Raw genomic sequence first — 13,415 nt, 5'->3', positions numbered from 1 at the left:
TATTTTTATTAAAGATAATTAAACCGAGAACACCGCGTAATTTTGAGTTCTTTTAATTAGTTTATATCGCTAATACTCAATTAATCAGCGATTACGAAGTAATCGTTAGGTTAAGTTATGAAGGGCGCATGGTGGATGCCTTGGTACTAGGAGCCGATGAAGGACGGGACTAACACCGATATGCTTCGGGGAGCTGTACGTAAGCTTTGATCCGGAGATTTCCGAATGGGGAAACCCAGTAGTTTTAACCAACTATTACAACTTAGGGAATACATACTTAAGTTGAGGCAGACGTGGGGAACTGAAACATCTAAGTACCCACAGGAAGAGAAAGAAAAATCGATTCCCTAAGTAGCGGCGAGCGAACGGGGAACAGCCCAAACCAACGAGCTTGCTCGTTGGGGTTGTAGGACTGAACATTTGAGTTACCAAAGTCAATGATAATCGAAGTGTCTGGGAAGGCACGGCATAGAGGGTGATACCCCCGTAGATGAAATCGTTGACCCTCAGTTCAGGATCCTGAGTACGGCCACACACGTGAAACGTGGTCGGAATCCGGGAGGACCATCTCCCAAGGCTAAATACTCCCTAGTGACCGATAGTGAACCAGTACCGTGAGGGAAAGGTGAAAAGCACCGCGGAAGCGGAGTGAAATAGTTCCTGAAACCATGTGCCTACAATTAGTTAGAGCCCGTTAATGGGTGATAGCGTGCCTTTTGTAGAATGAACCGGCGAGTTACGTTAATTTGCAAGGTTAAGATGTAAAGATCGGAGCCGTAGCGAAAGCGAGTCTGAAATGGGCGTTGCAGTAAGTTGACGTAGACCCGAAACCAGGTGACCTATCCATGTCCAGGTTGAAGGTGCGGTAAAGCGCACTGGAGGACCGAACCCGTGTATGTTGAAAAATGCTGGGATGAGGTGTGGATAGCGGTGAAATTCCAAACGAACTTGGAGATAGCTGGTTCTCTCCGAAATAGCTTTAGGGTTAGCCTCGGAGTTAAGAATCGTGGAGGTAGAGCCACTGTTTGGACTAGGGGCCCGTCATGGGTTACTGAATTCAGATAAACTCCGAATGCCACTGATTTATATCCGGGAGTCAGACGATGAGTGATAAGATCCACCGTCGAAAGGGGAACAGCCCAGACCATCAATTAAGGTCCCTAAATACATGCTGAGTGGAAAAGGATGTGGAGTTGCACAGACAGCTAGGATGTTGGCTCAGAAGCAGCCACCATTTAAAGAGTGCGTAATAGCTCACTAGCCGAGTGATCCTGCGCCGAAAATTTACCGGGGCTAAGCATGTTACCGAAATTATGGATGCGACCAATAGGTCGCGTGATAGGAGAGCGTTCTAAGGGCAACGAAGCTAGACCGCAAGGACTAGTGGAGCGCTTAGAAGTGAGAATGCCGGTATGAGTAGCGAAAGATCAGTGAGAATCTGATCCACCGAATGACTAAGGTTTCCTGGGGAAGGCTCGTCCTCCCAGGGTTAGTCGGGACCTAAGCCGAGGCTGAGAAGCGTAGGCGATGGATAACAGGTTGATATTCCTGTACTAGTTAATCATGTTTGAACGATGGAGGGACGCAGTAGGCTACGGTATGCGCACGATTGGAAATGTGCGTTCAAGCGTCAAGTCTGGTGATGAGTCAAATGCTTATCGCTAAGGACAAGGCGTGACGAGGACCGAATTTTAGTAGGGAAGTGCCAGATGTCACACTGCCGAGAAAAGCTTCTAGTTAGTGATTAATTACCCGTACCGCAAACCGACACAGGTAGTCGAGGAGAGTATCCTAAGGTGAGCGAGTGAACTCTCGTTAAGGAACTCGGCAAAATGACCCCGTAACTTCGGGAGAAGGGGTGCTGCACGCAAGTGCAGCCGCAGTGAAAAGGCCCAGGCGACTGTTTATCAAAAACACAGGTTTCTGCAAAATCGTAAGATGACGTATAGGGGCTGACGCCTGCCCGGTGCTGGAAGGTTAAGTGGATGAGTTAGCTTCGGCGAAGCCCAGAAATGAAGCCCCAGTAAACGGCGGCCGTAACTATAACGGTCCTAAGGTAGCGAAATTCCTTGTCGGGTAAGTTCCGACCCGCACGAAAGGCGTAACGATCTGGGCACTGTCTCAACGAGAGACTCGGTGAAATTATATTACCTGTGAAGATGCAGGTTACCCGCGACAGGACGGAAAGACCCCATGGAGCTTTACTGTAGCTTGATATTGGGTGTTGACACAGCTTGTACAGGATAGGTCGGAGCCGTAGAACTCGGAACGCTAGTTTCGAGTGAGGCGCTGGTGGGATACGACCCTCGCTGTGTGAACACTCTAACCCGCACCACTAATCGTGGTGGGAGACAGTGTCAGGTAGGCAGTTTGACTGGGGCGGTCGCCTCCTAAAAAGTAACGGAGGCGCCCAAAGGTTCTCTCAGAATGGTTGGAAATCATTCGCTGAGTGTAAAGGCAGAAGAGAGCTTGACTGCGAGACAGACAGGTCGAGCAGGGACGAAAGTCGGGCTTAGTGATCCGGTGGTACCGTATGGAAGGGCCATCGCTCAACGGATAAAAGCTACCCTGGGGATAACAGGCTTATCTCCCCCAAGAGTCCACATCGACGGGGAGGTTTGGCACCTCGATGTCGGCTCATCGCATCCTGGGGCTGTAGTCGGTCCCAAGGGTTGGGCTGTTCGCCCATTAAAGCGGTACGCGAGCTGGGTTCAGAACGTCGTGAGACAGTTCGGTCCCTATCCGTCGCGGGCGTAGGAAATTTGAGAGGAGCTGTCCTTAGTACGAGAGGACCGGGATGGACATACCTCTGGTGTACCAGTTGTGCCGCCAGGCGCATCGCTGGGTAGCTATGTATGGATGAGATAAACGCTGAAAGCATCTAAGTGTGAAACTCGCCTCAAGATGAGATTTCCCATTCCTATATGGAAGTAAGACCCCTGAGAGATGATCAGGTAGATAGGCTGGAAGTAGCAGCGCCGTGAGGCGTGGAGCGGACCAGTACTAATCGGTCGAGGACTTAACCAAGTAGAGTTGGTGTTCTCAAAGGAAATAATTGAATAATATCTAGTTTTGAGAGAAGAAGTTCTTTCATAGTGTAGTGGCGATAGCCTGAAGGATACACCCGTTCCCATGCCGAACACGGAAGTTAAGCTTCAGCACGCTGATAGTAGTTGGGGGATCGCCCCCTGCGAGGATAGGACGTCGCTACGCAATTATTCCGGCATAGCTCAGTTGGTAGAGCACCTGACTGTTAATCAGGTTGTCGACGGTTCGAGCCCGCCTGCCGGAGTCGGGTTAACCCAGTTAGCCAGAGTTATGCCGGCTTAGCTCAGTTGGTAGAGCATCGGTATCGTAAACCGAGGGTCGGGGATTCGAATTCCTCAGCCGGCATCAGATAATCATCAGTCATAGGACTGGTGATTTTTTTGTGGCTAAAATTCGGCTATTGATCCTCAGTTTAGACACCTAACTTGGCTGTGTTAGGAAGAAAGTAAATGCGTTAGCACTTATAATTGGTATATCCAATTTGAATTAATTGGTATAGAGCACGGAATCCTTGAAGCACCGGTAAATAAGGTGGACTAAACAAATATTGATTTTCCTATTATTCTATTGTGGTATAGGTAGTAAAGTGCTATTCTTAATTCATGAAGAAGAACGTGAAGGGGAGAACTAATTATGAAGAATGTTCTATTATTATCCGGTAAAGAAAATTCAAGTCGACTGTTTTTAGGTGAAGCTAAACGGGTTGCCGAGACCCGTCACTTGTCTTTGGCCTTCACGGCCAGCACTGTTGATGATTTGACAGCTGACATGCTGGCGGAACAGGACTTGGTTTTGCTGGCCCCACAAGCTGCTGATTTTGTTGAAACTGCAGCACTCCATACTCAAGTACCGACGGCTTTGATTCCCAATGATATCTATGGTTGGTTGAATGGCCAGGCCCTGGTTAAATTCGCTTGCAAGCAATTAGACCTAGCTTCAATGCCTGCTTAACATTTATATGGAAGAAACGTGTGTTGGTTAAAACCCAACGCACGTTTTTTATTTGCGGAAGTTTATTCATAACTAAATTGATAATCATGTGATAAGGAGGATGAATAAAAAATAAGAGGATTGCATGAGATGGCTAATAATTTCATCATTGTTTTTTCGCGCCATGCCGCTAATTAGCGGGGGTACCGTTGCGAAAGTCGTTGCGTAACGGTACTTCATGCAGTATAATTACTACTATGTTTTATTAGAGGTCTATGAGACACCGCCGTCAAGGGATTTTGGATTGGCGTTACGGATGATAAAATTATTCATTTTTGCAGATGCTATGGAGGTATTATAGTTTTGAATAACAAACCGGAATCAACCAGCCAGGACCGAACATTCTTCGGCCAACCTCGCGGGTTATCAACCTTGTTCTTCACAGAAATGTGGGAACGGTTCAGTTACTATGGGATGCGTGCCATCCTTATTTACTACATGTATTACTCTGTTACTAAAGGTGGTTTAGGCTTTGACAAGACGACCGCTGCTTCAGTGATGTCCATTTACGGGTCAATGGTTTACTTATCCTCAGTGTTGGGTGGGTACCTTAGTGATCGTGTTTGGGGTAGTCGGCGGACTGTGTTCATTGGTGGGGTTCTCATCATGTTTGGGCACATCGCGTTGTCCGTTCCTGCTGGGAGCATTGCCTTGTTTATTTCAATCCTATTGATTGTCTTAGGGACTGGGCTGTTGAAGCCAAACGTTTCTGAAATGGTTGGGGGGCTGTACGATGCAGGGGATACCCGTCGAGACGCCGGTTTTACCATCTTTGTCTTCGGGATCAATTTAGGGTCGTTAGTGGCACCAATGTTAGTTGGTTGGCTCGGGTTGAAGTACAACTTCCACCTTGGGTTCTCATTAGCTGCTATCGGGATGTTCCTTGGACTGGTTCAATACTGGCTTGGTGGTAACAAGTATCTGAGTAAGGATAGCTTGTACCCAAGTGACCCATTGGAACCAGGTGATATGAAGAAGCTGACTGTTCGGGGCTCCGTCGGATTAGTTGCTTTTGCCTTAATCGTTGTTCTGATGTACTTATTGGGTTCATTGAACTTAAATAACTTTGTGCTGCTGTTGTCGATTATCGCGCTTGCTGCACCAGTTGTTTACTTTGTCATCTTCTTAACTAGTAAAAAAGTTACACCGACTGAACGGAAGCACGTTTGGGCTTACTTGGGCCTGTTTATCGCCGCGATGATTTTCTGGGCAATTGAAGAACAGGGGTCATCCGTGTTGGCACTGTTCGCAGCGAACCAAACGAATAACCACTTTATGGGGATTCATATCTTGCCAGCTTGGTATCAGATGTTAAACCCACTGTTTATCTTGATTTACACGCCATTCTTTGCTGCTTTGTGGAACCGTTGGGGTAAGAAGCAGCCAAGTTCTCCAGCTAAGTTTGCAACTGGTATGTTATTTGCCGGGGCATCTTACTTAATCATGGTGATTCCAGTCACGATGTTCGGGACTGGTGCTCGAATCAGCCCACTCTGGTTGGTTGGTAGCTGGGCAGTTGTTGAAATTGCTGAATTGCTGATTTCACCAATTGGGTTGTCCGTGACGACCAAGTTAGCACCTAAGGCTTTCCAATCTCAAATGATGAGTATGTGGTTCTTGGCTGATGCCGCTGGGCAAGCTGTGAACTCACAAATCGTTAAGTTTTACACGCCAGGTAATGAAGGAAACTACTTCTTGGGCGTGGCGATTGTAGCCATCGTTGCCGGATTAATTATGTTTGCCTTGGTTAAACCAATTAAGAATTTGATGGCTGGGATTAAATAGTCATTATTTAAAGCAGAAAGTGCTACTCTTATACGGAGTAGCACTTTTTTTATGGAAAGAGGTGAGTTCCCGTGGTTCACGTAGCAATGATCAGTGACTTGCATTTAGACAGCAACCATCAAGACGCGCATACCGTGGCTCGGCAGCAGGCAGTTTATCTGCAGCAGCAACAGGTTGGCGTTTATCTGATTGCAGGTGATATCACCAATCATTTTTCTCGGTCGTTAGCGTTTACTCAGGACTTACAGAGACAATTAGCACCGGCTCGTGTGAAATTTGTTGCAGGCAATCATGATATGGTCCATGACATCTCGTATGCGGGCTTAGAATCGCCTCAGGGGCCAACTTACCTTCATCGTGGGTATTTAGACGTACCAGGGACAAACTGGCGGATAATTGGTAATAACGGCTGGTATGACTATCTATTTGCCGACAATCTGACTGACAGGAACTTTTTAACCTGGAAACGGGCGTTCTGGGTCGATGCTGCCATTACTCAACCGATGACGGATCCCGAACGAATGGATGAAGTGTTGGCTCAGGTTGAAGAGCAGTTATGGGCGGCACAGCAAGCAGGCAAACGGGTATTATTCATAACACATTTTGTTCCGCGCCGTGACTACATCAAAATTACCGATGATGATCGTTTCTGGAACATGGCCAACGCGCTGTTGGGCAGTCCTCGGTTAGGAGACTTATTGACCAAGTATCACGTGGCAATCACACAATTTGGCCACGTCCATCGGCATTTTGCTCCGCGCCATCTTGCTGGAACAACTTATTACGATCAAGCGGTCGGCTATCGGAACAAGCGGTTTAATGAATGGTCCCAGCCAGATTACATGACTGAGTGGCAGCAACGATTAAGAATTTTAGACTTAAAATGAAAAAATATGCAGAAAAGTCTTGACGGTTTATCCAGAATTTTGTATGATAGTGAAGTTGATTCGTTACGACGATTCATTTTTTGGTGGGGTAGCGAAGTCTGGCTAAACGCGGCGGACTGTAAATCCGCTCCTTCGGGTTCGGTGGTTCGAATCCACTCCCCACCATTTTTATTATTGGGCTATAGCCAAGTGGTAAGGCAACGGGTTTTGATCCCGTGATGCGCTGGTTCGAACCCAGCTAGCCCAACTTAGACCAGTCACTGTGTGTGGCTGGTTTTTTTGTGTCTAAATTAAAAAAACTTTTTTTGTGACAATTGGGGATCTTTGTCCCTAAAAGTAAGTACTCGACCTCTAACTGTAGGTGTCAGGCTTGCAGTAAGCGTTCTTCTGTCTCCAGCCGTGTCTAGATGCAAAAGGGCACTAGCTAATTATAGCCATAATCGTTACCCCCATGGTCAATTGAGCTTCTGGCCCAAGGTGTTAACATGTATATGTGGTTAGTACGGGATAAATTAAGTTATGAGAAAATGAGTTTATTGTGAAGAGGTGGCAAAGACATGTACGAACAAAAATGGCGGTCAACAAAACATTTCAGCTATTCAAGTTGCAAATGGTTATATGCCGGCGCAACCATGGTGGGTCTAAGTGCCGGTATGATGCTGACAGGAATTGTTGCCAGTGCTAACAGCGCTGCACCTGGTGATTCAGAGTCGACGCCACAAACCCAAGTTACATCAGCCAATCAAGCAGCAAGTGCCACCCCAGCGACGCCAGCTAGCTCTTCAGAAAATAAGCAGGCGGGAGCCGGTAATCAACAGAGTGGTGAGAATAACACGGACCAGCCAGTTAATGGCGAGGTCCCAGATAAGGATTCGAGTCTGTCTAAAGGCTCAGACCTTTCTAAAGAAACGGACCAGCCTACTAATCCGGTGCAACCAGAAAACCAGTCTGGCAAGTTACCGTCTTCGAACTTCCGGTCACGGATGGCGGCTCCCGAAGCAACTAAGGAAGCACCCTTGGATACGGCAGTTACAGCCGCACCAGCAGTCACGCCAACGACACCAACGACACAATCTGAATTAGCTTATCAGTTAAACGACGCTGGTTCGGGGTACATTTTGACGGGGTATAAGGACGCAGCGACTGCGGCGGCCTCTACCGCTGCCAGCTTAGTGATTCCAGACTTTTATCAAGGGAAGCCCGTGACGGTAGTTGGGACTAACGCTTTCAACGGAGCGGGACTGACTGCTGTAACGTTCGGCAAAAATCTGCAATGGATTGAAGCCGGCGCCTTTGAAAATAATCTGTTGAAATCAATTAAACTACCAGATGGTGTTTGGTCGGTTGGTGAAAGTGCGTTTGCTCATAATCAACTGACAACAGTTGATCTAAATCAAGTGAGCGCCATCAATGCGTACGCTTTTAGCGATAACGCCATTACAAGTTTGACGATTCCCGAAAATGTAACGGGAATCGCGGATTATGCTTTTCAGAACAATGCCATTACGAAGTTGGCTCTCAATCAGAAGGTCGTCTCAATCGGTAGTGGTGCCTTTCAGAATAATCAAATTCAAGGACAACTGGTGCTACCAGATGCGTTGACGCTGTTAGGTGTCCAGGCCTTTGAAAATAATCAGCTGACGGGCGTTACCTTGGATAGCGGCTTAACGATGCTGAACACCGGCGTTTTCGCCAATAACCAATTGACAGGAACGTTGGTCTTGCCAGCGACCATCACCAGCGTTGGTGACCAGGCGTTTACCAATAACCAGTTGACGGATGTTCAGCTAAACGATAACCTGACCTCAATTGGGACGGCAGCGTTTGCCCATAACCTTATCGAAAAGTCACTTACCTTACCAAGCAAGCTGATTAACCTCGGCGATGAAGCCTTTTGGGACAACCGATTAACGGAGGTCACCTTGAATGATCAGTTGACCGGGATTGGCAGCAAAACTTTTGCCGATAATCAACTGAAAGGTACACTCAATCTACCGGCCAATATTTTAAATATTGGGACGCAGGCGTTCGCCAACAATCAGTTGACTGGTTTAACGGGTGGCGTTAGTCTACGAACGATTGAAAAGGAAGCTTTTTTGGACAACAATCTGACCGGGTCGTTTACCCTTTCGGACCAGTTGACGAGTATTGGGGAATCAGCCTTTGCCAACAACCACTTGACTCAAATCTTGGGTGGGGCGGGTCTGATGACCATTGAAGTCAATGCGTTCGTAAATAATGAGTTAAGTGGTGTCTTGAACCTTTCCAATGTTTTGAAGAGCATTGGGAAATCGGCCTTTGCCAACAATCAATTGACCGGTTTAACCGGCGGGGCCAGTTTGGATACAATCAATGATCAGGCGTTTGCTAACAACCAGTTGCAGGGAACGTTGACGTTGGCGGATACGCTCCATGATGTCGGGGAATATGCTTTTGCGTACAACGACCTAACGAAGCTGGACTTGGGTGACGCGGTCAACAGTCTGGCGGATTACTCGTTTGCTTATAATAATCTCAAGGAAATCAATGCTAGTGGTAAGATCAATACGATTGGAGACTACGCGTTTGCCGGGCAACGAGACCTAGATGATGTTAAGGTGTACGCACTGGTGACCAACAACGGTCAAACCAATACAGCGGTCTATCATGTTCGTGAAGCGATTATGAAACGGTTAGGCCTGAGCAATCTCGACTTGGCTGGGTTAAATTTTACGGACACTGATACGCAACAGATGCTGAACTACGATGCGGCGACGGATACGCTGACCTTGCCCGCTGGGTTCATTGATGGCACGTTTACCGTCAGTCTAAGTACCGATAGTACTGATACCGGCCGGTACGGTGTGAAGAATCTGACTTTGGTTTTAAACCGTTACGTTATTGCTGATGTTGATATTCCAAGTAATTTGAAGGATGAAGGCATGGGTGAGTGGTTGGTCGAGATTCACGCCGATAAGGTTAAGGCTGCTGGCTTCGTGGGTAAAATCGTCCAGGTCACGGTACCTGTGATTGACGGGTGGACGGTCAACAAGTCGACAATTGAGGCAACGGTCAATCCGGATGGGACCATTACGCCGAATGAAGGTGTCATCTACACGTCGAAGGATGATACTAAGGGCGAGCCAACCACACCACCTGGTGGGGATACTGGTCATACTGGGGATCATTCCGGGACCCCAACGACACCGATTGATGGTGATCAGACTGGAGATACTGGCACGACACCGGTAGACCCAAGCGGGACACCAAATGCGGGTGACATAACTGATGAACCAACCGTTCAGGTACCCATCGTGATCGACGACCACAAGGCTGCTAAGATTACGCCAGTGCTCTACGTTCCTGACTGGCAGCATCATCAAAAGGGACGGCCAATTGATACTGAATGGTTGGGGCAACGGGTACCACAGCAATGGCGAGCAAGTGTCAAGCCGACTGGGCGCTACCCAAAAAATGGTGTTGCAGCGGTCAAGCCAATGGTGGCATCGGTGCCTACGGGAACCGTTTCGACGACCGTGTCTTCCACTCGGCAGGCGGCAAGTACTAGCAAACAGGTCACGTTACCGCAGACCAGTGAGCAAATTGGCTGGTGGCAAGCGTTAGGTGTCACGTTGCTTAGCATCTTAGGCTGGCTGGGTTTAGCTAAACGGAAGCACGAGTCGTAATCATTGGCGGTTACTACAGAAGAATGAATTTGTTTGATAAAGGGATTGGAGAACTCTCCAGTTCCTTTTTTATTGTCAAATTTTTGAGGACGGGTTACCCCCAAGGTACCTCACTCTAAAGAATTGACAATCACCGGGAACTTCGCTAAAGTCAAATTAATAATTGCTCCAGACCATTTGTACTTTAAAATGAGGAAAGTGGGGTCTTATGATGGCGTTAGCCGTGCAACCAGAGGACCTGTTTGCCTTGCGCCCGCTGGCTCAGCTGGTGAGTGATGGGCAACGAGTCTACTTTGTTGAAAGTCAACTAGACCAGCTACAAAATAAGTCCAGGGCAGCGGTGTTTAGTGTTGACCTGAATGATGGGAGTGACCGTCGTCGTTGGAGTCCGGTCGATGTGCAGGTCGTGCAACTGGCGTTGAGTCCCAGTCACCGCTACTTGGCGTTCACTGGAAAAGTGGGGGAACATACCCAGCTCTTCATGGTACCGTTAGATGGTGGTGCCCCCGAACAGGTCACGCGAGGGGATGTTGACGTTCAGCAACCGGTGTGGGAAGCCCACGCAGATGTGTTGTATTTTCAAACGACCACTGGTGCCACCGAGCAGCCGACCTGGCCAGAAGCCCACGTGGTTGACCTCTTACGTTATCAAGAAAATGGTCGTGGCTTATTACCGCAAGGTTTAACGTATCAGTGTATCCGTTATAATTGTGCTAATCGTGACCAATCAGTAGTCTTAGAACGGTCAGCAACATTTAACGTGACGGCAGCCAGTGATCAGGGCCTGGTTTACGATACAAAACGATTACCGTTGGATGAACATGACTTTAGTACTGGCGTCTATTGGCATCCATTTTCTGGCTCGGGTGATGTTCTGCTCAATCAGGAACTGGCTGCGGGCAGTTTTGGTCAGGGACAACTGACGGCTGCAGGCGACCGCGTCGTGATGTGGGGCCAGGATAACCACGTACCCAACGTGTCCCAATGTCACGTCTGGACAGTCAAGCTAGATGGGACGGCACTAACTGATGTGACGACGCCCCGAGACGTTGAAGTTGGCAACATGCTGGCAATTGATAGCCAACAGCGGCTAAGTAACCAATTTGTGGCGTGGTTAACACCAACTCGGATACTGACTCTGGAGAATGTGCACGGCCGCGTTCAACTGGTTGTTCAATCAGACCAGGATCCAGCATCCACGCGAGTATTGTTGGGCGGCGACCGGGCGATTACGGACTTTAGCGTTGTGGATGCCCAGACGATTGTCTTTACCGAAACGACCATGACCCATGTGAGTCGGTTAGGGGTGTTGAACGCAGCAACAGGTGTTGAACGACAGCTAATCAATCCGAACGCAACTTACGAGGCGAAACACGCGTTGGTTGACGGACAACGTTTCACGTTTGCTGGTGCCGAGGATTGGCCAATCGAAGGGTGGTATTTTCCACCAGTTCAGGAAACACCAACACATCCAGCGGTACTCTACGTCCACGGTGGGCCGCAGGTGGACTTCGGCTACGGTTTCTACCACGAGCTGCAGTATTTAGCCGGCCAAGGATATGGCGTCATTACCATCAATCCGCGAGGCGGTAACAGCTACGGGCAGGACTTTGAGACGGCCGTCATCGGTCATTACGGTGAGGGGGACTTTGAAGACCTTATGCTGGGCGTCGATGCGGCGCTGGCATTGGATTCGACCATTGATGAGCGACAGCTTTGTGTGACCGGCGGCTCGTACGGCGGGTTCATGACGAACTGGATTGAAACACATAGCAGTCGGTTTGCTGCGGCGGTAACGCAGCGGTCAATTTCAAATTGGATCAGTTTTTACGGGACCAGCGATATTGGCTACTACTTTACGCCTTGGGAGCTACAACAGGATATGTCAGATATTTCAGCTCTCTGGCGTTTTTCCCCGTTGGCTTACGTTAAACAGGCCACTACGCCTCTGTTGGTGCTTCACGGAACAGATGACCTACGTTGTCCGGCAACGCAGGGTAAGGAGTTTTACGTGGGTCTCAAGGAGGCCGGGGTGGAGACCCAATTAGTTCTCTATCCTGAATCGACTCATGAATTGTCCCGGTCGGGGTTGCCTAATTTGCGGGTCGACCGATTGAAACGGATTCAGCAGTGGTTCCAGGACCACTTACTACACGAGGAGGAAAGTTAACGATGAAAATTGGATTTATTGGTGTCGGCGGCATGGCCAAGGCCATTATTGGTGGCTTATTAAACGCGCAGACATTTGCGCCAGCGGACATTTTGGTGCATAGCCACCGGCAAGAAAGCTACGGGCCGTATGCGCAAAAACATGGGCTAGTTGCGACTGATAGCAACGTTGCTGTGGCGCGAGATAGTGATCTGGTGGTGCTGGCCGTGACGCCTAACGTGGCGGTTGAGGTTCTACGAGAAATTGCGCCGCAGCTGGTTGCGGACGATAAAACGCTGATTTCTATCGTTGCAGGTCTGTCTTTGGCGGAGATGCGTCAGGTTGTGGGCGCTGATCTACCAATCTTACGAACGTTACCCAACGTCAACGTTGAGGTCGGTGCGGGGATGACGGCGGTTGCAGCGAATGAGCAACTGACCGGTGATCGATTGGCTGGAGCGCTCCGAGTCTTTAATACTATCGGTTCTACAACCACGTTAGCAGAAGATCAGTTCGGTGTCTTCAGTGCCCTGGCTGGGAGTTCACCCGCCTACATTGATTTCTTCATCGATAGTTTGAGTCGGGCCGGGGTCAAGCACGGACTGAGCAAAGTCCAGGCTACGCAAATTGCTGCCCAGGCCACGCTAGGTTCGGCTAAGATGGTTTTGCAGAGTGATAAGATTCCATTCGCTCTGATCGACCAAGTAGCCTCACCAGGTGGTAGCACTATCGCGGGATTACTGGCGATGGAGGAAGCTGGTCTGATGACAGCGGTTGTGAAAGGGATTGATGCCACCATCAAACGGGATGCTGGGGGTCCTGCTTAACAATCAGTGGCTACCAGATACAACTGAATTTATGATGAGTGTCAGTTGCCTTTTTGGTCTATAC

6 protein-coding genes, 4 tRNA genes and 2 rRNA genes are annotated in these 13,415 nt (G+C 48.7%); all 12 read left to right on the top strand.

Annotation, left to right across the window (positions count from 1 at the left end):
• Window positions 1-108: 108 nt before the first annotated feature.
• The 12 genes from AB3Y94_RS05405 to proC all read left to right on the top strand — a co-directional run bounded on the left by AB3Y94_RS05405 (window position 109) and on the right by proC (window position 13,351).
• Window positions 109-3,027, top strand: a 23S ribosomal RNA gene (locus AB3Y94_RS05405).
• 69 nt (window positions 3,028-3,096) lie between these two features.
• Window positions 3,097-3,213 (top strand): 5S ribosomal RNA (gene rrf / locus AB3Y94_RS05400).
• A 6-nt stretch (window positions 3,214-3,219) separates the two neighbouring features.
• Window positions 3,220-3,292: transfer RNA gene (locus AB3Y94_RS05395), tRNA-Asn, on the top strand.
• Between the two features lie 28 nt (window positions 3,293-3,320).
• Window positions 3,321-3,393 (top strand) — tRNA-Thr (locus AB3Y94_RS05390).
• 288 nt (window positions 3,394-3,681) lie between these two features.
• Window positions 3,682-3,999, top strand: a complete 318-nt coding sequence (locus AB3Y94_RS05385) for a cellobiose PTS IIC subunit (RefSeq protein WP_367295339.1) — start codon at window positions 3,682-3,684, stop codon at window positions 3,997-3,999.
• A 342-nt stretch (window positions 4,000-4,341) separates the two neighbouring features.
• Entirely contained in the window at window positions 4,342-5,823 is a 1,482-nt protein-coding gene (locus tag AB3Y94_RS05380; protein WP_367295338.1) for a peptide MFS transporter, read from the top strand.
• Window positions 5,824-5,909: 86 nt separating this feature from the next.
• Window positions 5,910-6,710: a metallophosphoesterase gene (locus tag AB3Y94_RS05375; protein WP_367296484.1), complete on the top strand. Its 801-nt coding sequence runs from the start codon at window positions 5,910-5,912 to the stop codon at window positions 6,708-6,710.
• Window positions 6,711-6,792: 82 nt separating this feature from the next.
• Window positions 6,793-6,875 (top strand) — tRNA-Tyr (locus AB3Y94_RS05370).
• Window positions 6,876-6,885: 10 nt separating this feature from the next.
• Window positions 6,886-6,957, top strand: a tRNA-Gln gene (locus AB3Y94_RS05365).
• Between the two features lie 310 nt (window positions 6,958-7,267).
• A complete protein-coding gene (locus AB3Y94_RS05360) occupies window positions 7,268-10,375 on the top strand; it encodes a leucine-rich repeat domain-containing protein (protein WP_367295337.1) in 3,108 nt (1,035 codons plus the stop codon).
• 208 nt (window positions 10,376-10,583) lie between these two features.
• On the top strand, window positions 10,584-12,545 hold the full coding sequence (locus tag AB3Y94_RS05355; RefSeq protein WP_367295336.1) for an alpha/beta fold hydrolase: 1,962 nt from the start codon (window positions 10,584-10,586) through the stop codon (window positions 12,543-12,545).
• Between the two features lie 2 nt (window positions 12,546-12,547).
• The gene (proC, locus tag AB3Y94_RS05350) at window positions 12,548-13,351 is read left to right on the top strand and encodes a pyrroline-5-carboxylate reductase (RefSeq protein ID WP_367295335.1); all 804 of its coding nucleotides are present in this window, start codon (window positions 12,548-12,550) and stop codon (window positions 13,349-13,351) included.
• The last annotated feature ends 64 nt before the right edge of the window (window positions 13,352-13,415 follow it).

Origin of the sequence: Levilactobacillus yonginensis (genome assembly GCF_964065165.1) — a bacterium.
Taxonomy (GTDB): domain Bacteria; phylum Bacillota; class Bacilli; order Lactobacillales; family Lactobacillaceae; genus Levilactobacillus; species Levilactobacillus yonginensis_A.
This window is presented reverse-complemented; position numbering and strand designations above follow the sequence as displayed.